At 37.3% G+C, this 21,522-nt stretch carries 21 protein-coding genes; 1 reads left to right on the top strand and 20 read right to left on the bottom strand.

Features of this window, described 5'->3' with window-relative positions:
• Nucleotides 1-8: 8 nt before the first annotated feature.
• From HMPREF3032_RS04410 to recG, 9 genes are all read right to left on the bottom strand, one after another.
• On the bottom strand, nucleotides 9-1,001 hold the full coding sequence (locus HMPREF3032_RS04410; protein ID WP_062402338.1) for a type IV pilus twitching motility protein PilT: 993 nt from the start codon (nucleotides 999-1,001) through the stop codon (nucleotides 9-11).
• Nucleotides 998-2,011: a GspE/PulE family protein gene (locus tag HMPREF3032_RS04405; protein WP_062402335.1), complete on the bottom strand. Its 1,014-nt coding sequence runs from the start codon at nucleotides 2,009-2,011 to the stop codon at nucleotides 998-1,000. Before HMPREF3032_RS04405 ends, HMPREF3032_RS04410 begins: the two co-directional genes overlap by 4 nt.
• 211 nt (nucleotides 2,012-2,222) lie before the next feature.
• Entirely contained in the window at nucleotides 2,223-4,109 is a 1,887-nt protein-coding gene (locus HMPREF3032_RS04400; protein WP_082717794.1) for an acyltransferase family protein, read from the bottom strand.
• A 168-nt stretch (nucleotides 4,110-4,277) separates the two neighbouring features.
• Nucleotides 4,278-5,546: a glycosyltransferase family 2 protein gene (locus HMPREF3032_RS04395; protein ID WP_009353839.1), complete on the bottom strand. Its 1,269-nt coding sequence runs from the start codon at nucleotides 5,544-5,546 to the stop codon at nucleotides 4,278-4,280.
• A gap of 12 nt (nucleotides 5,547-5,558) precedes the next feature.
• The gene (gene pssA / locus HMPREF3032_RS04390; RefSeq protein WP_062402329.1) at nucleotides 5,559-6,230 is read right to left on the bottom strand and encodes a CDP-diacylglycerol--serine O-phosphatidyltransferase; all 672 of its coding nucleotides are present in this window, start codon (nucleotides 6,228-6,230) and stop codon (nucleotides 5,559-5,561) included.
• Nucleotides 6,223-6,858 carry a phosphatidylserine decarboxylase family protein gene (locus HMPREF3032_RS04385; RefSeq protein ID WP_062402326.1) on the bottom strand — a complete coding sequence of 212 codons (636 nt, stop codon included), beginning with the start codon at nucleotides 6,856-6,858 and terminating at the stop codon, nucleotides 6,223-6,225. The genes pssA and HMPREF3032_RS04385 overlap by 8 nt, the downstream gene beginning before the upstream one ends.
• A gap of 52 nt (nucleotides 6,859-6,910) precedes the next feature.
• Nucleotides 6,911-7,636, bottom strand: a complete 726-nt coding sequence (locus tag HMPREF3032_RS04380; RefSeq protein ID WP_156439354.1) for a WecB/TagA/CpsF family glycosyltransferase — start codon at nucleotides 7,634-7,636, stop codon at nucleotides 6,911-6,913.
• A gap of 102 nt (nucleotides 7,637-7,738) precedes the next feature.
• Nucleotides 7,739-7,927: a 4-oxalocrotonate tautomerase gene (locus HMPREF3032_RS04375; RefSeq protein ID WP_009353866.1), complete on the bottom strand. Its 189-nt coding sequence runs from the start codon at nucleotides 7,925-7,927 to the stop codon at nucleotides 7,739-7,741.
• Nucleotides 7,928-8,021: 94 nt separating this feature from the next.
• Entirely contained in the window at nucleotides 8,022-10,058 is a 2,037-nt protein-coding gene (gene recG / locus HMPREF3032_RS04370) for an ATP-dependent DNA helicase RecG (RefSeq protein WP_062402322.1), read from the bottom strand.
• Between the two features lie 552 nt (nucleotides 10,059-10,610).
• Here recG and rpmB point away from each other — a divergent pair.
• Nucleotides 10,611-10,799, top strand: coding sequence for a 50S ribosomal protein L28 (gene rpmB / locus HMPREF3032_RS04365; RefSeq protein WP_062402319.1), 189 nt, complete (start codon nucleotides 10,611-10,613; stop codon nucleotides 10,797-10,799).
• Nucleotides 10,800-10,968: 169 nt separating this feature from the next.
• Here the strand turns inward: rpmB and HMPREF3032_RS04360 are convergent, their stop codons facing one another.
• The 11 genes from HMPREF3032_RS04360 to HMPREF3032_RS04315 form a co-directional block, all read right to left on the bottom strand.
• Complete coding sequence (locus HMPREF3032_RS04360) at nucleotides 10,969-12,195, bottom strand: phosphopentomutase (RefSeq protein WP_062402316.1); 1,227 nt, start codon at nucleotides 12,193-12,195, stop codon at nucleotides 10,969-10,971.
• A 72-nt stretch (nucleotides 12,196-12,267) separates the two neighbouring features.
• Entirely contained in the window at nucleotides 12,268-12,792 is a 525-nt protein-coding gene (locus HMPREF3032_RS04355; protein WP_062402313.1) for an NUDIX domain-containing protein, read from the bottom strand.
• Between the two features lie 9 nt (nucleotides 12,793-12,801).
• Nucleotides 12,802-12,966 carry a hypothetical protein gene (locus tag HMPREF3032_RS07590; protein WP_156439341.1) on the bottom strand — a complete coding sequence of 55 codons (165 nt, stop codon included), beginning with the start codon at nucleotides 12,964-12,966 and terminating at the stop codon, nucleotides 12,802-12,804.
• On the bottom strand, nucleotides 12,966-13,682 hold the full coding sequence (locus HMPREF3032_RS04350; RefSeq protein ID WP_062402312.1) for a hypothetical protein: 717 nt from the start codon (nucleotides 13,680-13,682) through the stop codon (nucleotides 12,966-12,968). Before HMPREF3032_RS04350 ends, HMPREF3032_RS07590 begins: the two co-directional genes overlap by 1 nt.
• 44 nt (nucleotides 13,683-13,726) lie before the next feature.
• Complete coding sequence (locus HMPREF3032_RS04345; RefSeq protein WP_072270762.1) at nucleotides 13,727-14,590, bottom strand: type II restriction endonuclease; 864 nt, start codon at nucleotides 14,588-14,590, stop codon at nucleotides 13,727-13,729.
• Nucleotides 14,581-15,357, bottom strand: coding sequence for a DNA-methyltransferase (locus HMPREF3032_RS04340; RefSeq protein WP_062402309.1), 777 nt, complete (start codon nucleotides 15,355-15,357; stop codon nucleotides 14,581-14,583). The genes HMPREF3032_RS04345 and HMPREF3032_RS04340 overlap by 10 nt, the downstream gene beginning before the upstream one ends.
• A gap of 19 nt (nucleotides 15,358-15,376) precedes the next feature.
• Nucleotides 15,377-16,210, bottom strand: coding sequence for a DNA adenine methylase (locus HMPREF3032_RS04335; protein WP_062402307.1), 834 nt, complete (start codon nucleotides 16,208-16,210; stop codon nucleotides 15,377-15,379).
• 30 nt (nucleotides 16,211-16,240) lie between these two features.
• Nucleotides 16,241-16,810, bottom strand: coding sequence for a Cap15 family cyclic dinucleotide receptor domain-containing protein (locus HMPREF3032_RS04330; RefSeq protein ID WP_062402304.1), 570 nt, complete (start codon nucleotides 16,808-16,810; stop codon nucleotides 16,241-16,243).
• Nucleotides 16,794-17,753 (bottom strand): nucleotidyltransferase domain-containing protein, encoded by a 960-nt coding sequence (locus HMPREF3032_RS04325; protein ID WP_062402301.1) that lies wholly within the window; start codon nucleotides 17,751-17,753, stop codon nucleotides 16,794-16,796. Before HMPREF3032_RS04325 ends, HMPREF3032_RS04330 begins: the two co-directional genes overlap by 17 nt.
• Nucleotides 17,754-17,782: 29 nt before the next feature.
• Nucleotides 17,783-20,017: a S8 family peptidase gene (locus HMPREF3032_RS04320; RefSeq protein WP_062402298.1), complete on the bottom strand. Its 2,235-nt coding sequence runs from the start codon at nucleotides 20,015-20,017 to the stop codon at nucleotides 17,783-17,785.
• Nucleotide 20,018: 1 nt separating this feature from the next.
• Nucleotides 20,019-21,077 (bottom strand): ATP-binding protein, encoded by a 1,059-nt coding sequence (locus tag HMPREF3032_RS04315; protein WP_062402295.1) that lies wholly within the window; start codon nucleotides 21,075-21,077, stop codon nucleotides 20,019-20,021.
• Nucleotides 21,078-21,522: the final 445 nt, after the last annotated feature.

Raw genomic sequence — 21,522 nt, 5'->3', positions numbered from 1 at the left:
GTTCTCCACTAATTTACCTGTAATACTGACTCTAATATTGGCGATGAGCCATAAATAGACCGTAGCTCAGCTACTGCCATTTCCAGGGTCTTCATCGGCCTTTGTGTTTCTTGTATGGATACAATTTGCGGTTCCTTTCGTTGCCGTATCAAATTAGCCACTGCAGGGGTATTAATTAAAATGTCTCGTACCGGTATAAATCTATCGTCGATAACAACCAGTCGTTGGCAGATGACGGCTCGTAATATCTGTGAAAGTTGTGTCCGCACTTCCTCTTGTTGGTGTGCTGGAAACATGGAAATCATCCGATTAATGGACATAGTAGCACGTTGCGTATGCAAGGTAGCAAATACGAGATGCCCCGTTTCCGCCGCATGTAGTGCCGCTTCCAATGTTTCCTTATCCCGTACCTCACCGATTAAAATCACATCTGGATCTTCTCGCAATGCATCTCGAATACCGTCTGCCATATGATGAAAGTGTGTATGCAACTCCCGTTGATGTATTAAGGACTGTTGATGTTCCAATACATATTCTATGGGGTCTTCTAGTGTAATAATATGGCGTCGCATACTTTCATTGATGTGCATTAAACAAGAGGTAAGAGTGTAAGATTTTCCTGAACCAGTAGCACCAGCGATAATGACTAAACCTTCTTTGAAAGAAGATATACGGCGCAATAAATTGCCCTCTTCCGATGTATCGAGACCTGTTTTAGGGGGATACAAAATACGTAAGGTACCGCCCCAACCAGAACGCCAACGGAATAGATGAACCCGAATGCGTAAGCCTTCAAAGGTCATGGCTCCATCATAGGACATCATAGTATCCGATATGGTATGTACTTGGTCGGTTAGAAACGTTAGCATGTCTTCATCAGATAAGTGGTACTCTGTAGGTACTACGTCCATGCCCAAGCGCCAAAAGACCGTACCACTTTGTACATGAATATCTGTAGCCCCTCGCTTGATAGCTTCGTGTAATACCTGTGACCAAATCATAGTACTACCCCCACACGAAGTACCTCTTCTTCCGTAGTCAAACCTTCCTCGATCGCTCGGCGAGCTGACTCTTCCAAAGAACAAAGCAGATAGGAATCTAGCTGTTGCCAATGACAATCATGATTCGGAATAGCTAGTAACTCATACAATCCACAACGACCATGATACGCTCCATCTACTAGCGTTCGTACCAATCGTTGCGAGATAACACCGGTCAAGGTGGCACGTACAAGATAGTCTTCTACACCCATATCTACCAATCGTTCCACCACACCGAGGGCATGGTTCGTATGAATTGTGGAGAGCACACGATGCCCCGTAAGCGCTGCCTGTACCGCTAGCTGCGCCGTTTCTTGGTCACGAATTTCACCAACTACTATGGTGTCTGGGTCATGCCGTAAAATAGCACGTAATCCCTTACTGAAAGTCATGCCAATCTGTGGCTGTACACCAATTTGAACGGCTTTTTCTACGATACGTTCCACTGGATGCTCCAAGGTAATGATTTGCTCCTCTTCTCCATTAAGTTCTTGTAATAATGCATACAAGGTAGAACTTTTACCAGACCCTGTAGGCCCACACACAAGCAGTAATCCATGTGGGCGTGCCAATAACCTGCGTACCTCTGCACTGATATGAACAGGCATCCCTAATTCTTCTAAGGATTTTATTTGTTCATCATGCCAAAAGAGTCGGCATACAAGACTTTCACCATACACAGACGGTAAGGAAGACATACGTATCGTTCCTGAGTGATTTCCATGGGTCCACACATACCGCCCATCTTGAGGTAATCTTTTTTCACTAATATCTAAAGATCCTAAGACTTTCAAACGATTCATCAACTGCTCACCTTCTGGCATGGGAATCCGATCTATCTCTTGCAAACGGCCATCCAAGCGGAATCGAACTTGCACCTCTTTTTCTAAGGCATCAAAATGCATATCACTGGCTCCACTTTCATAGGCACGCTGAAAGAAATGATCCAGCTCAATCTCCACATGGTACATAATTTCACCTCCTTTACTTGCGTACTTAGGATTTCTCTATGCATCCTCTAAAACCCTAGAAAACACTCCTACCAGTCAACGTTGACTAGTAGTGCTATTTTAGGAGTAATTAATCAAAAAAGGGTCGTAACAAAGATGTAGAATCTACATATTGTTACAACCCTTATATATTGGCATGTCTAGCTAATTCCTCTTATCGTAAGATAAGTGCTTAGCGCTTTTTCTGTTTTTTATTTGTTTCTGCTTGTTGGAGCAATACTTTTTTTACTTCATCATGGATAAATTTAGAGTATTCTTTCACTCCTGTATCATTCGGATGGATACCGTCATCTCCAAGCCAGTCACGATGTTTTGCTGCTAGGCTAGCCCAGTCGATGATATGCACATTCGGATGTTCTTTGGCAAGCTTAGTTAAGTATGTATTATTGGCTTCAATCCATTGGATGCCTGGCGCATAATTGTTGACCCAGAAAATCTGACGATTGGACCCTAAATACTGCACCAATGCTTTTGTTTCATCTTCATAATAGCCTGTAATGGGACCATTCGTACCAAGGCCAATAAGGACCGCATTGCCTAATTGTTGCTTAGCATCCATTTGCTTTGCAATCCCTAAACCTGCTCCTACATAGCGAGATACTTTGGCATCAATTTGTATACCTGCAAAGTCCTTTCGTAATGCATGCGCGGAACCAAGCATGACGGAATCACCAATGGCTGCCATATGCACCATATCTTGTGGATCACTGACAGTAGACAAATCGATTACCTTCGCATTTTCTGCAGCTTGGGATTCTGCATTCTTCGCCAATCGCACTTGCAATTCAGTCACGTCTTGTTGCTTCTCTTCTGATGCTGTAGCAAATGCATAGATACCTAGGACAATACAAATAGCCCCTACGATAGAAACAACTTTCACATAGTAGGAACGAACGACATCCACAATGGCACGGACACTATGTTGACGGACACACCAATTCGTCACCGCTTCAGACCAAAGTGTAAGGCCTATGATGGCCGAGACTAAAACGATATAGTAGGCTATGGGTGATGCAAAATATTCCATGAAACCCATATGTTCAAAGAGATAAATCATTGGATATTGCCATAAAAATAATCCATAACTATGTTTACCAAACCATGCAAGGAGTGGCACATCAACCAGTTTTCCAAGTGGCGTGTTAGGACGTTCTACTAACCACACCATGAAACCAAATAGACAAGTAAATGCTACCATGCCATAGGTGTAAAGAGAAGGGCTTTGCCCATCTAAATAGATGTACCCTAGCACTGTTACAATGATACCTACCAGTAGAAGTACACTGCTGATGACATTTCCTTTCATAGTGCCCAAAGGATATAGTTTTTGTTCACTCCGGTGCAATCCCAAAAAGGCGCCCAATAGCAACGCGAATAGCCGTGTGTCTGTGCCGTAATAAAAACGAGATACGTCCATGCCCTCTGTATATAGTAGAGGCATAATGACAGAGGAACCTAATGCTAACACCAACATCCATACTAGACCGATGGTATAACTCCATTGTCTTTTCAGTGCTGTATAGATCCAAAATAGAATTGGCCAAATGACAATATATTGAATTTCTACCCCTAAGAACCACATATGGGTGAATGGCGATGTGTTTACTAAACGGGTAAAATAGTCCGCATTTTGTGCAATTTGCCACCAGTTATTATACCCCAGCAAAATGGAAATCACTTCTGGACGTATGCCCGCTAATTTTTCAGGTAATAGCAAATGCCATAGCCCTAATATGACCGTCACCATCAACACTAAGGGGATAAGAATCCGCTCTGCTCTACGCTGAAAAAATTTGGAAATGCTGTAATTTCCCACCTTCCATTGTTGATTTGTGGTAAAAGCTAATAAATATCCCGATAAGACAAAGAAAAGGGAAACCCCCATGAACCCGCCACTGGCTGCATGGGGAAATAAATGAAAGATCGTGACCCCTAGAATGGCTAACCCTTTTAGCCCGTCAAGGCCTTTCACAAACTGACCTGGTTTGACTCCTATAATACGTTTTTTCTGTCTTGAACCGAGCCCTTGATGCGGTTCTTCTAACTCTGGTGGCATCATTCGTCTTCCCTTCCATTATGAATAATATATACTACATTATTTGATACGTAATATACATTATAGCATAGAGAATGGGCACTGCGTAGAGTAAATTTTAAGAATAGTAAGCACTTTCTTATTAGAAAAAAAAGCAACAGAATTTTCACATCCTGTTGCTCTTATCATAGTTTATTCTTTTGTTTTTCGACTGGTATCGCCCATACGGGTTAGTTTCACTTCCCCTAGTTCTACCCCACGAGTATGTTGTGTATGAGACCATACTTTATCGTGGCGATTCAAATATCCTAAGAAGGTAACGGGTACCCAAGAATAGATGAATAGCGGATACAATAGATAATAGATCCAAACTTTTGGTGGCACTTTAATTTGTGCTAACACAATGAGTGGAAATAAATATTGTCCAATACCAATAATCTGCCATACTTGTACTGGTAAAATTTGGTAAATAATATTCGTATACAACGGTACAATACCATTGATATAGGTCATAATAATATAAAAGGCGGACAGTAACAAGAAATAGGGCTGTGTAATCTGCACAATCCCATCTAGAATCGTCCATTTTCCTTTCTTAATACCTTGCACAAAAAGTTTCGGAATATACCGTTCTCCTGTATCAAAATGCCCTTGAGCCCAACGTTTCCGCTGATTCCAAGACTGCATAAAGGTCAATGGTTTTTCATCATAGACGATAGCATTATGCGCCCATGTTGTTTTCACGCCATGGATTAACAGTTTCAAGGAAAATTCCATATCTTCCGTCAAGCTATTACATGACCAACCATAGTCGCGGATAATATCTGTACGAATACACATACCTGTACCACCCAAGGCTGTGGAAAGTCCCAAGTTATATTTAGCCAAGTGCCACATATGATTGACCATCCAAAAGGCAATGGCAAAGGTACCCGCTACCCATGTATCGGTTGGATTCTTCGCATTCAAGTACCCTTGAATCACTGGCTCCCCTTTTTCCAAATGACGATTCATTTCATAGAGGAAATGAGGATGCACTAGATTATCCGCATCAAAAATTACGAATGCATCATACTTGCGTTCCATGGCGAATACTTTGTCAAACATCCAGCCCATGGCATATCCTTTACCCACTTCTTCTGTGTTAAAACGTTCATACACTTCAGCACCAGCTTCACGGGCAATCTTAGCAGTGTCATCTTTACAATTATCTGCCACCACAAAGATATCATATAAGTGGCGAGGATAATCTAAGACTTGTAGATTATTCACCAATTGACCTATCACGGCACTTTCATTATGGGCACAGACAATAATAGCAAAGGAATGTTTCGGCGGACATTCTGTTTTATCACTTTTATGCCACATGCCACAGACCATCAACACAAAGTAATACAAGGTATAAAATACGATAATTACCTGTATGGGAATCATAATTAGGTCAAACCAAACGTAATTCATTCTAGTTCCTTCCTATTTACGAATGTTGTTGATGATAGTATTACTAATACCATATACAGCATATAATACAAAAATCAAAACCGGCCAGGAGCGATAGTCCATCAATAAACAAAACACACCACAACCTACAGTAATACCTACGGCAATCGGTTGTACTGGATCGCTACCTTTCCCTTTGAAATCTGGATGATGCACATTGCTGACCATCAAGTAACCTACGACGATCATAGCCAACATCAATGCCACATCAGGAATACGAACACCACTTAACACATAGGTAGCTGCCATACAACCTGCTGCAGGAATCGGTAACCCTTGGAAGTAACCGTGTACTTCTTCCGTCATAATATTAAATCGTGCCAATCTGAAAGCCCCTAACACAGAGAATACCAACAATGGCACATAGCCTAACCAACCATAGTGATCCAAGCTCATCATATACAGCATAAAAGCTGGAGATACGCCAAAGCCAACTACATCGGCTAAAGAGTCTAATTCACGGCCAAAATCTCCAGAAACACCCAAAGCACGAGCAATCCGTCCATCTAAGCCATCGGCTAATAAGGATAAAAGCACACATATGGCTGCCCCAGTAAAATTACCTGTAGCAGATAAACTAATGCCGATCACACCGAAGGCTAAATTTGCTGCTGTGCAAAGATTGGGAAATATAGACTTATTCATCTTTCACCCTCCCAATAATCGTTTCTCCACCAACTACATGTTGCCCTTTTGTGACGCAAATCTCTACGTCTAATGGAACAAATAGCTCTGTGCAAGAACCGAATTTAATCATACCATACAAGGTACCTTGCTCCAAGGTATCTCCTACATCTGTCCAAGACACGATACGTCTAGCCAACAAGCCCGCAATCTGTGTCACCACAATTTCCATCTTGTCATTTTTAATGCTAATTGTATGACGTTCATTTTCATATCCTACTGAATCTTTATAGGCAGGTAAGAAACGACCTTCTGTATATTGTCGAAACGTAATTTCACCTGCCATTGGAGCCCGATTCACATGGACATCAAAAACAGATAAAAAAATCGTTACTTTTTTACATTGTTGATGTAAATATGTGTCCTCAAACACTTCTACTACTTCCATCACTTTCCCATCCGCAGGTGATACTAACACCATTGGATCATGAGGAATACGGCGATTAGGATTTCTGAAAAAATAAGTAAAGAATAATGCCAGTACAAATGGTATAATTCCTAACCACCATGATAGAAAGTAGCCTACCAGTGCTGTCACAACAAGACAAGCACCGATTAAAGGGTATCCTTCTTTAACAATCAAACCCATATTAAACCTCTCTTAACTAGTGATAGCTCCAACAAGATACAACTATACTGTATCAACGTTTATGGCGCCATACAGTCCACATAAATTTAGGCAATGCTAACATACGAATGATACGTTTCGGTTGCAATGCCAATCGATATAACCACTCTAAGCGGTTTTCTTGCATCCATACAGGAGCTCGTTTCAACATGCCCGCTAACACATCGAAAGAACCGCCCACTCCCATGGCAACTACACCATCTAATTGGGCTAATTTTTCTTGAATCCAAAACTCTTGTTTCGGCACCCCAAAGGCAACAAACACTAATTGAGCGCCACTACGTTGAATCTCATCAAGAATGTCTACTTCTTCCTCCGCTGTGAAATATCCAGAATGATATCCCACTATCGGCAATTCTCCAAGTTCTGCTGTCATATTTTCTAAGGCTTTTTTGACAACTCCCTCAGCTCCACCTAAACAGTATATCTTAACATTATGTGCTTTAGCTGCCTTCAATAACTGTTGCAATAGGTCACAACCTGTCACTCGTTCTGGAAAACGCTGTCCTTGTTGCTCAGCTGCCCATAAAGCACCTGCTCCATCCGGTACAACGAGATCCGCTTGTTGCAGAACCTCTAACAATCTTTGATCATCCTGTGCCATCATAATCATTTCTGCATTGGCCGTTGCCACCATATGTAATTTTGGCTGTCCCACTAATGAAAGCACTCTATCTACGGCTTCCGTCATCGTTACCACATCAATTGGGACGGATAGCACATGTATTTGATTCTGCACCATTCACCTCATCTACTCTAGTATGTAAACAAGAAGGACAGGACATATGAAAGAGACTATACCCTGTCATAGACCTATCCTTCTGGTAGGTAATTTTCCTAATTATTTCTTTTCGCAGCGCATAACGCCAGCTTCCATATAGTTATCAGCTTTCATGTCCACGAAAATTACTTTTACCGCTTCTGCCGGTACTTTTACAGTTTCTACAGTTGCTTTTGTAATCGCTTCGCCAAGAGCTTTCTTTTGTTCAAAAGTACGACCTTCAACAAGTTCTACATGAATAATAGGCATGAGTCTTTCCTCCCTCACCACTAGATATCTATAGCACCATGCTACAGATAAAATCTCACCTTATTGTATCATAGATAGCCCTTAATAAACAACTTTAGATATACAAAATACGCATATATTGTGGACCAAAACGAGATTCCATTTGATGTCGTAATATTTCTTGCACTTCATCAAAGCCATGAGCTTGCAAATAAGCCTTCGCATCTTCACGTGCCTCTACAAGAATCGGTATATCTTTGATAATGTTCGCAACTTTCAAATCTGGCAGACCTGACTGAGCCAAGCCAAATAATTCCCCTGTGCCACGGATAAGCAAGTCTTGTTCTGCTAGTTCAAATCCGTCTTGCGTTTGTTCCATCAGTGAAAGTCGAGTTTTGCTATCAGGATTTTTACTATCACTAATCAGAATACAATAGGCCTGTGCTGATCCACGACCTACACGACCTCGCAATTGATGCAACTGGGATAAACCAAACCGCTCCGCATTATGGATACACATAATCGTCGCATTCGGCACATTCACGCCTACTTCAATCACCGTAGTCGATACTAACAAATGAATCTCTCGACGATAGAACGCATCCATAATTTCTTCTTTTTCCTTTGGACGCATGCGACCATGCACCAAACCTACACGATAGTGTGGCTCAAAATATTCTTTATATTCATAAGCAATCTGTTCCGCAGCTTGCAAATCCATTTTTTCAGACTCTTCCACTAATGGGCACACGGCATAGACCTGACGACCCGCTTGCATTTCTTTTTCAAAAAAATGTAACAATCGCTCTTTATAGGAAGAATCCACAGCGTAGGTCTTCACTGGCTTACGACCAGGAGGCATTTCCTTAATCAGAGAAACTTCTAAATCTCCATAAATGGATAAGGTCATAGTCCGTGGTATAGGGGTTGCCGTCATGATTAGCACATGAGGATGGCCTCCTTTTCGTTGTAGTTTCGCCCGCTGCTCTACACCAAATCGATGTTGTTCATCCACTACAATCAAACCTAATTGATGAAATATAACCCTATCTTGAATCAATGCATGGGTACCTACTAAGATATCGATATCTCCTCGTTCTAAGGCTTCATAGAGATCTTGCTTTTTTTTCGTTGAACCCGTCAACAATGCCATTCGTATAGGAGTATCTTGAAAGAGTTCCTGAAAGCTTTCAAAATGTTGTGTGGCTAAAATTTCCGTCGGCGCCATAATCGCCCCTTGAAATCCATTTTCTACTGCTTTAGCTAACGCCAAAGCAGCTACTACCGTTTTACCAGAGCCTACATCACCTTGTACTAACCGCTGCATAGCTTGGGGCTGCTCCATATCCTTAGCAATCTCCCCAAAGGCTTTCTCTTGGTCCCCTGTTAACGTAAATGGCAATCCTCGGCGTATGCGATTCACTAAGGAACCATTCTCAGTCATAGGGAATCCCCCCTGGTCCTGTTCATGGGCACGAAGAAGCAATACCCCCATTTGCATAATCCATAGTTCTTCATAGGCTAATTGTGCACGTGCCTCTTGGTAGCGTTCCCACGATGTAGGAAAATGCATTTCTCGAAAGGCATCATAACGGCTCATGGTAAACTTGTCTCCCATCACATCTTGAGGGACCACGTCTTCTAAAGTGCCATTATGGTCAAACCAATTTTTAATGGCTACGCGAATCCCCCACTGTTTCATACCTTCCGTCAAACCGTAGACCGGTACAATACCACGGTCTATGACTTGTCCTTCTTCTATCATTTCCACTTGTGGTGTATTCATTTGGTACGCACCATAAGTATGTTCTATCTTCCCATAGGCATATATTTGTTGACCTAGTTTATAAAAGTTTTTCTTATAGGCTTGGTTAAAAAATATCAAGTTTAATTGACGTATTCCATCAGATAGAGTAACCGTTAAAATATGCATACGTGGTCTTGGGCGTTTTTCACTGACCCTTACTACCTGCCCTGTCACACCTATCATCTCTCCTATAGGAGCTTCACAGATCGTATACACTTGCCGTCTATCTTCAAAAGTACGTGGAAAATAATGCAACAAACCTGTTACCGTATAGATTCCTAATTTATTCAATTGTTTCACTCGTTGCGGTCCCACACTCTTTATAGATTGCAATTGTTCGTTCATATTCTATCTGTACTCTTTCCTTTTTTCTAAAAGTACCCTCTACTCTATCCACTCTGAAAGCATGCTACATGACTAATTTGTATTAGTTGCTTAATACATAAGAATCGCCATACTGTAAACACTCGCTAATACTCTGTCATAATCAGCCTTACTGTACCTACGTATGGTATGGTATGCATCTATATGTGTATCTATCCTATGACACACTATCATACGTAACTGCTACTTGATGCTTTATATTATACCATAGAGAGACAATACAATATGAACTCTACCTAAAAATAGGCGCAAAAAAAGAAGGGCACTTTGTAAAAGAGTTACGTGAGTTAGGTTATATAACAAAGTGTCCTTCTATGATTAAATTATACATCTTGTTTAAATTAAACACAAGTCATATTTTAATAAAATTTGACAGTGTTTACTATTTTAGTATATAGTTAATAAGCTAGTATAATCTTATCTAAAAGGAAGAAACGCACTTGCATTGCTATGCCCTTTTATGATAAAATACATATGTTATATTAGTAGTAAACACTTTGGAGGTGGAAACAAATGGCAAACCTTTGCGAAGTATGTGGTAAATCCACTACTACGGGTATGAATGTTTCTCATTCCCATATCCGTTCCAAACGAATTTGGAAACCAAACATCCAAAGAGTACGAGCAATTGTAGACGGCGAAACTAAACGAGTTAACGTTTGCACACGCTGCCTTCGTTCTGATAAAATTACACGCGCGTAAGATTTTGAAGGTACATGTACTCAAAAAAGAGGCTATCAGTCAGGAAGAAATTTCTTCAGTACTGATAGCCTCTTTTGCTATGTTTAGCTTTATTATTTTACTCTATTCTTACACCGATAAAACACAGGGCTCAGTATAAGCCTAACTGTATAAAAAGTAAGCCTCTCCTTTATTTTGCTAATAATTGTAAAAAACTTTCCCCCGCAAATGATTCTTTAACCCCAAAGTTTTCCAATATAGTTTGTCCAATATCTGCAAAGCTACGTCTATCCCCTAGATCAATGGGCCCTGTGAAAGATGGTGAGTACGCCAAGATTGGCACTAGCTCTCGTGTATGGTCTGTCCCCTTCCAAGTCGGATCATTACCATGGTCTGCCGTAATCAGTAGCAAATCACTTTCCGTTAATAGTTCTAGCAATCCCCCTAGTTGATAGTCAAACATTTCTAGCTCACGACCATAACCCTGTACATCACGACGATGCCCATACAAGCTATCGAACTCTACTAGATTGACCATCATATAGCCATAAGTAAATCTACCTTCTAACGTAGTATCTGATGTATCTTGTATACTATGTGTACCATCTGCAGTATGCCCCAACAAGGCAGCTACTAGGTTCATGCCATGAGAATTAGATTTTGTTGGAAAGGATTGATCCAAACCGATATGAGCGTATATATCTCCAATCTTTCCTACTCCGATAGTCGGCACTTTCGCATCTTGTAAGGCTTGTAACACGAAACGTCCTTCTGGCAATCGACTATAATCATGACGATTTGAGGTGCGCACAAAATGACCTGGCTCCCCTACAAAGGGACGAGCAATGATGCGCCCTACATAGTAATCCCCAATACATACTCGTTCCCGTGTAATTTGGCACATCTTGTATAGGTCCTCTAAAGGAATGATACTTTCATGAGCGGCGATTTGAAATACCGAATCGGCAGACGTATACACAATGGGGTTCCCCGTTCTCATATGCTCTTCCCCTAGGCGCTCAATGATTTCCGTCCCCGATGCCGCTTCATTGCCTAGGAATCCATAGCCAGTTTCTTTCGTGAAAGTATCCATTAACTCCTGAGGAAATCCATCATAAAAGGTTGGGAAAGGAACTTTCACAGGATGACCCATCATTTCCCAATGACCACTGGTCGTATCTTTCCCTGTACTTTGTTCATGCATGCGACCAAAGGCACCCACCACTGTATCTTGTTGCGGTGTAATATCCGCAATCCTACCGATACCCAATTTTCGTAAATTCGGAATCTGTAAAGGCCCTACCGCCTCTTCAATATGGCCCAAGGTATTAGCACCCGTATCTCCAAAACGTTCTGCATCTGGATTGTGACCAATTCCTACACTATCTGTGACAATCGTAATAATTCGTTTAAACATAGAGACCTCCTCTTTGTTAAACACTCGTAAACAATCTATGCCTAGGAAGTTAGACTCTTAGGCATTCTTTCGTTATTTCAAATACGGCATAGCTAATAACAACGCGGATAAAGATTTACTATCTTTGATTTTCTCTTCCTTAATGCGTTGTAGCAATTCGTCGAACGTATATCGCTCAACTTCCACATATTCATCTTCATCCCAATGGATTTCCCCTTTGGAAAGTCCTTTTGCCACATACAAATGAATGACTTCATTACAAAAACCAGGAGATGTTGCAATAGTTCCAAGACTAATCCATTCCGAAGCTACAATACCTGTTTCTTCTTCTAGCTCACGTTTAGCACATACCAAAGGATCTTCACCAGCATCTAATTTACCCGCAGGAATTTCCAATAAATAATCGTTCAATGCATAGCGGAACTGTTTTTCCATAATAATGCGATTGTCTTCATCAATGGCTACCACTGCACTTGCCCCTGGATGATGTACCACCTCACGCCAAGCTTCCTTGCCATTGACCTCTGCTACATCATAAGTTACCTTAATCAATTTACCATCGAATTTCATTTCCGATGAAAGTTTACGTTCTTGCATGGGTCCTCCTTAATCTTCATATATAATAAGTCCCTCATAGGAATCTTCTGTTAATCTAATGATTTCTTTCTGTCTACGACTAATACTCATATTCCAAGCTACCGTTTTATCAATCGCTGCAAAGTATTCCTGTTTAGGGTAATTCTCGTCAAAGTTTACTGCCCAATCAGCCACTAAGTCCTGCAACTGTAGTAATACAGCATATTCATGCTTGCAATGGCCTCACAATAGCAATTACATGCAATCGTTTTGATTTGTTCATCTTCATAGGCGAAAGTAATCTCATAGTATTCAGAACCTTGTACAATGGCATAACCCTCTCCCTTATCAATAGAGAGATATGCCACACGATGTTCTTCATAATAGCCTTCCCCACGCTCTGCACGAATAGAAGAAATAGGAAATTGACTTAAATTGCGTAATGGAAAAGGCAGCATATCATTACTACTCACACAAGGCCCATCAGACAAAGGTGATAGAAACCAAAGGCGCATTTTGTCTTTTTCAATGCTATTACGTTGAAACGTTATCCATAAGTGTTCTATGGGAGAAAATTCACCATATAAGGATGTATCAACTTTTGCTACCACCCGTTCATATTTAGAAGGACGTATCTTGCAAAAATAGTCCACCTCCCGTACTGTTCCAATTTTGTCTTGTATCGGACCAGTTACATAGACAAAGTCTCCCTCCCATACATCCATATTTTCACAAATGAAAGTACCTATTTCTCTGGAATTGCTAAATTCAACCTCTACTAGATATATATCTGGACGTGGAAAAATAATATCATCACTTTTGCCTGTAATAGTAGGATGAGAAGTGTGAATTACGTCTTGATCTGTATCAGTGTTTTGTTTGTTATATTGATTAGGAGAAAGTTGTTCCATAGTGGTCCTCTCTGTAGGGGAAAGAAGGATATACTCCTAATATATTAAATAATATTTTTTAATACCCCATTTGATAGATCATTAATATTATATAAGTTAGGCAATACCTCAAATGTTTCCCGTAAGTTATTTTTAGCTTTATGCCAACCTTTTCCATCGGTAAACCACATAAACTCTACATTAGGAATATTCTTAGTTTCTTCTGTAATCATTTTGTACGATCTTGCTGTTTCGTTTAACTTAGACCCGCCCGTAGCATAAAAGTTAACTTCAATTAAATATATTGTTGTATTACATTTAATTACATAATCAAATCGTTTCTGAGTTGTTCCTTCATTAGTAATAGCGGATAAGTCAACGTTAAAGCGTTCTTCAATTTCATTTTGATAGATTTCTTTAAACATAGTCTCTCCCATAACATATCCTTCTTGCTCTAGGTATTGCTGAACAATAGCTTCCATTGAGTGACCAGTTCTGTTTTTACGTCCATTCGTATCCATACCTACTTCTACACCAGTTACATAGTCCAATAGACTTGCAACTAAATGATGTTCTAGTAAATCATATATTCCCGTTTTCTCCATAAATAAAGAATATTCCTCAGGTGTATAATCATGTTTTCTAAAGTCAAAATAGAAATCTTTTTCTGGATCTTTTACAACAACGATGTCTTTAAGTCTTTTAGCAATAATAATAGGCACAGCGCGCAATACTTCTGGATACTCATTATATAACTTTAAAAAATCTTGTTTTATATTCTTACTTCCTATTAAGCTATTCAAAAGGCATAATGGAATTTTAATATCATTGACATTTTCATACACTTTTTCAAAATCTGTATAATATGTCCAACTTGCTACTGAATCCGTCATGGTATTTAACCATTCATCAAAGTTTCTTAAGACCACGTTTTCTCTCCTTCATGCTCAATTCTTCTTATTGCTATATCTAAGTACTCTTTTTCTGCATCTATTCCAATGAATCGACGACCTAAACGCTTTGCTACTACTCCAGTAGTGCCACTACCCACAAAAGGATCTAAAATATAGTCCCCCTCTTTTGTGCTCGCCAAAATAATTCTTTCCAATAAATACTCTGGTTTTTGCGTTGGATGTTTTCCTGCCCATTTTTCAGCTAGTTTTGTCAATGGCCCTGTCCATACATCTTTCATTTGTTTACCTGAATTAATTGACTTCATCAGCTCATAATTATAGTAATGTCTTGCTCTTTTATCATTTTTACGTGCCCATAATAAAGTTTCAGTAGAATGTGTAAAATATCGACAGGATAGGTTAGGAGCTGGATTTGTTTTTTGCCAAGTAATGTTATTTAAAATTTTATAACCTTCTTGCTCTAAGGCCATACCTACAGAATAGATATTATGATACGTTCCAGAAATCCATATGGTACCATTAGGCTTTAGGATTCTTTTACACATTCTAATCCAAGTACGATTAAAATGATGCTTATCTTCTAAAGAGTTGATTTTATCCCAATCACCTTTATTAACTGATACAACATGTCCACCAGAATTTGAAATACCATCATTACTTAAAAAATATGGTGGATCCGCAAAAATCATATCGATACTATTATCTTTCATTTTTTCTAAAAAAGAAAATGTGTTTTCACAAATTAATATAGAGCTTTCTTTATGATAATACGGTGTTATCATATTTTCCTCCTTGAATATATCATGGTTCATAATTTGTTACTAAAATCTCCTTTATCTTTCCTCGGCTCTTTTGTGTTGCTCCATTAGTTCTCACTACATCAATTAGGTGTACATTGAAATCAGAATATAATTCTTGTGTCAGATCACTTGCAGAATTTGAAAGCATAACATAAGCGCCTCTATCTGTTAACTCTTTTACAGTATCCCTTAACCTAACTTGATCTTCAAAAGAAAAACCTTCATGTGTATACGATGTAAATGAACTTGTTTCATTTAATGGAATATATGGAGGGTCAAAATATACAAAATCGCCTTCTTTTACTAATTCTACAGCCTTATAAAAATCTCCTTCAAGAATCGTAATATTATTATTATTTAAATAAGAGCTTATATCACAAATTAAATCCTCATCAATAATTTTAGGATTCTTATAACTTCCATAAGGCACATTAAATTGATTTTTGCTATTAACTCGGTACAATCCATTAAAATCAACTCGTAGCATATACATAATCCTTGCAGCACGTTCTGCATCACTTAGTTTGGCATATGTACTATCTCTATCCCAAGATCTTACTTCTAAATAGTAATCTTTGCTATTATTATCCCTATGTTTTGATAATAATGCAATTAACTCTTTAGGGTTATTTTTAATTACGTTATAGCAGTTAATTAGTTCAGTATTAAAGTCATTAATAACAGCTATATTAGGCTGTAGTTCGAATAAAACAGCTCCTCCTCCAATAAATGGTTCAAAATAAGTATTAAATTGTTTTGGTTTTTTGTCTAATATAACTGGCAGAAGCTGACGCTTACCACCAGTCCATTTAGTAAAGGGTTTTAAATTTATCATGATTATATTCCATAAATAACTTTTTAAAATCTAATAACTATTTAAGCTATTTTTTTCTGACTTAAGTCTTAAATCGCCGATTGTTTTTCTATTTGTCCAATACGTTCCGATAATCTCATTAACATTATCAATTAACAACCTACATGTTCCTCTCTGACTGGGATTAGTATCACTATATTTACTATCAGGATTTGTTATATATGTGTAATATAATACATATTGACCATTTTCTTCTATTATATCACTAGTAATCGTTGCACTATGCATCTCATCCGTTTGTACATTTATATAGGTAAAAAAAAGAGATTGTTTAATATTAATTTTAATATCTTTTTCTCTTATCTCATTTTCATAATTGTAACTTATTATGCCTGAATAGTTTTCTTTCAACTTGGGTAGTTTTATAAAAGGGTCATATCTCCAAAGATACTTTTCATATATTCCCATTATTATAATTGTATATGCCAAGGAATCTTTTAAAGTTTCCCAATATTCTTTAGCAAAATAAAGTTCATTGAAATAAGATAATATGGAAAATAATATAATCACAACAGCACTTGCTAACTTTGTTAGGTGTTTTATTTCATTCTTCATATTCATAATACATTTTCAACTCATCTATAAATCCTAAATACTTTGTTTCATCTTCAGAATATTTTTTACATAGTTCCTTTATACCATTAATTTCATAAAACTCTACAACTTTAGACTTATTAAAATACAAATAATTTATAGCCATCTGAAATATATACCTATATTCTTTACTGCTAAGATAGACATAGTCTGGTACATTATAAAACAAAGATTCAATACCAAAGGAACTAATATCAGATGCATATTTATATCCAAGATCATTCATTTGATATCTTATTTCTTTTCCTATTCTCACCATCTTTTTAAAATAATGCTTAGTCCTTTTATTTTTCTCTATACCATTTTTAATATGCTGTTCCGGATAATTTATTATTACTTCACCATTGTCAGTATCTATCCGTATTCCTCCTGTAAAATTATTAGGGTCCAATCTTTCATCCTTAGAATAATCTCTATATCTCATTGCTGGTACAACATCAGTATCTTTTCTATATGTATTCCCATTTATTTTAATAGATTTATTTTTTCTAACCACATCATCAATAAATTTATTACGTAGAGAATCAAAAACTAAATCTTTGAAAACTTTAGTATTAGGATTAACCGTCCAAAAACCATAATCTTCTCTAGATACCCCTGGTCGATATAATGGTATAAATCTATCTTCTTGGACGACTGCAATATCTACATCACTATGCCCTCTAACGTTTGTATTATTAGCGTAAGATCCTTGTAAAAAAATTTTCACATCATATCCTTCTTCTTCTCTACTCATTTTCACTTCAAAAGAAGCGGTATTTTCATAAGCTTTTATAATATTATCTTTAGCATGAAACCCTAATTCCTTTAAAGCATCCATAACCATGCTAATAGCATTTTTACACATTGTTTCCTCAGTTTCACTTAAAGGTCGTGCATAATTCTTTAACATCTCTTCTGTAAAAATCATATTTTCTCCTAAAAAATAACGTATACGTCTCACTCAAATTCAATCTCTTCATTCATCTTCTGATGAATATTAACTCGATTCTTCACATCTATTTTATTCACATTCCACCCGTTTAGTGTACAGTTACGAATGAACTCATCTATACGATTGACTCCATTTATTTCTTTTAATGTCACTACAACACCAAATCGTACTCCAATTCCATCTTTAGGATCTAATCGATTGTTCGTCTTAATTTCCATACCCCAGTTTTTATACTCATAGGAAGTCTTTGCTCTCATGCGTTTTGTGATGCTTTCAGAAATATATTTAACATTATCCCATTTTCTAAACTGTTTTCTAGCTTCTTTCTCATATAGATAAGATATACCCTCATCAAATACAATATCTGAGTTTTGTTTATCACCTTTTATATCTATAATTTTTTTATTATTACCTATTCTTCCAAAATGTAAATTAAGCTCCGTATTGGTATAATCAACGCCCTGTAATCGATCACATAACGGAAAATAGCACATAGTCGCTTTCGCAATGTACGGATATTTATCATCTTTAAGAGGGACTGGAAAGTGATAATTATAGGTATTCCACTTTTCACTTATATCAGATACCAAAAATTTAATCTCATCGTCTTTAGTTTGAATAATATCGTTAATATGAATTGGTACAATACCATGTCCATAAGTAGCTATTACATTAGGATCTAAATTCTCCTCCCAACCTCGAGCGGAATCAATAAGTAATGCTTTCGCTACTTCCTTCTGTAAGCCCAGTATATCGATTAAGTAAGATAGTTTTCTAGCTATCCACGGCGATGCATACGACGTGCCCGCAACGCTCTGAACTCCATTGGGTTCACACACTTGAATATAAGCCTCTTTACTTCCACCATAATAACTTACATCAGGTTTGGCGAAGAAAGATAACACAGGACCTCTTCTTGTATAGGCTGTAGATAAGCCCTCCTTTGTAACTGCATTTACAACGACACTATTAATAGAGTCAGCTGGTGCCCCTATTTTTGTAACATCTTCACTAGATTTATTTGTACCTGCTACCACAAAAATAACATCCTCTTCAAATTGAATCCTATCTAATGTAGCTGCTTCCACTGATATAAAGTTATCATTAATTTCATAACTACTTCCTAAAGATATGTTCCAAACCTTTATATCTTTATTGTTAGCTATAATTTTCTTTATATTTTTAATTATAGTATATGATGAAAAACTTTTTCCTACAGCGACGCCAAAATGACGAACCCTAAACCGACCACAACCATCATCTAACCATGGATTTAATCTGGGACCATCTACAATAATAGACGATACCGCTGTGCCATGATTATAGTCAAGTGATGATTTCTCGATATCGCTAGAAACCATCTCATGATATTCTACCCACTCAGAAAAATATACCCTTTCATCAAATAATGTATCGATGACTCCTATTATTGGCTCAATTGTTGGTTCTGGAATGCTAACCCTATAACTTTCATATGTATCTATAAATTCATCTGGTGGTAATTGGGATACATCAAAAGTAGCCATTGCCACCAAATACGCCGCATTTTCAAATAAAATTTGTACTTGTATATCTGTTAAATATATAGTTTGATCATCTAACATAGTCACATGTAAAGGGTCAATTCCTATTTCATCTAACAATTCTTTGATATCTTTTTTTACATCATATAAAGTAACAATACTTTGGCTTTTGACTAGCTTAGGTTGTTGTACTTCAAATGATTCAATATATGAAACATCAGCCAGCACACTTTTAAATACAGACATACTAATCGGATATTTTATAAAAATATTTGAGTGCACCTTTTCAGCATTATCAAATATTTTTTTACTCATTTTCCCGTCATATATATCAATTAGAACTTCTTTTACTTGTAAAAGTAATTTAATGCTGTTAGTAAGGTCTACATCTTCTAAAAAATACGTAATAATATGTTTAGACTTATCATCATTAAACTTGGCTCCTACTACAGCATCATTAGAATCTATCCCTTTAAATAATCCAGAAATACGATTACTTTTTGCCGCAATTTTATTATACTGAACACTGACTAAAAGTCCTGTAAATAGTTTATTTTCTCTCTTCCAAAACTCTTGGATAGAACGCAATTGCTTTATCAAAGTATCTAAATGCGTAACGGTAACATCTACTTTACTATTCATAGTAATTCCGCCACCTTTATTTTTCTTATCTGCTTGTATAAATCGTTTATTCTTTAACTCAAGAACATAATTCACACTATACTACCTCCTTTTGTAGTTTCCTAGATACAGTACTTTTAGATTCTCCTTTCAATTTTTCAATTTCACGTACTGTAAATCCTTCCAGATGTAAGTCTGAGATATCTTTTTGTTCGAGTTTTCCTATTAATGCATTATATAACCGCTTTAAATAATCATATTCTGATGATACATCACTAAATGCGATAGATGTTTTAATAATATTTTTGAGTTCACCCGGATATGGCAATTTTTCACTTACTTTTAAAATTTTACGCAATAGTCGAATATCTTTAGTGAGCCCTTTAAAATTTTTAATAAAAGAAGAGAAATAAAACTCACTAATTTCTATTAAATCTTCTTTTGTATATCGATTAAAGTTTATAGTAGCATCAAAGCGTCTAAGTAGAGCTTTATCAAAATTATTGAATAAATTTGTTGTGGCAATTAAAATAATATCCTTGTTAATATCAGATAATCTATCTAACTCTCGTAATATAGTTGAGGTAACCCTTCCCATTTCTCTCACATCGTTAGAGTTCACTCGGTCAAGTGCAATAATATCAATCTCATCAAATAGTATTACCGCTTGTCTAGCATTAGGAAGAGAGTGGATTTCATCAAAAACTTGAATAATATTTTTATTAGTTTTTCCTAATTTACTATCAATCAAACTTTCCAAATCTACTCTATATAAACTTCGATTTAATAATCTTGCCACTTGTTTAGCTGCCTCGGTTTTACCGCTACCAGGATAACCTTCAAAAAGAAACTTATTTATTCCGACATTATGCCCCACTGCGTTAATAATACCTTTTATATCATTCACAATTTCTATTGGTAAATGTAAAGGCTCTAATTTAGTCGTATCTAATTGTTCTAAAAATTCACTATTAACCTCTAGATTTTGAGGGCTAAATTGAGGTAATTCAGATAGTAACCCTAATATATATTCTGCTAAATCCTGATCACCAATACTATCAAAATATCTAGCAATAGAAATGCTCTCATTTCTGAAGGCACTATCATTCTTCTCTACATGGTATTTTATTAAATTAAGTATATTCTTTTTCTTCATGACCGTCCCCTCCTATTATTTATATTATTTATATTGTTTATATTATACTACAAACTGGGACATTTTTGTATATAATGGGACAAAAAATACAAAAAACTACCTCATTATGAGATAGTTTGTATATGTTATGGGGATATAAAGTTAGTGTAGTAGAGAGAACTGGCAAAGCGGATATAACCTTGTCATTTTCAACTTCCTGTTCTGCCCTGTGGATTTTCTTTACTCCCTTCGGTCGTAGAAAATCTTACGTTAAGGACTTTTATCCCTTGTCCTTTTTGTTCCTAGCTGTGGGTTTTGTTAGCTCCTATAGAGCTACAAAACCTTACGCTAGGAACTAAGCGATACTCTATGATTTGCGCGTCGTTTCACTCCTTCAAATCATGAGTCCTGCTTATGCGCGTGCTTCGCTCCTTTAAAAGTGGTTCACTGGGGATCCCAGGCCTAT

The organism is Veillonella sp. DNF00869, from assembly GCF_001553345.1.
GTDB lineage: Bacteria > Bacillota > Negativicutes > Veillonellales > Veillonellaceae > F0422.
The sequence above is the reverse complement of the archived record's forward strand: the minus strand, read 5'-3'. Positions and strand labels throughout refer to the sequence as shown.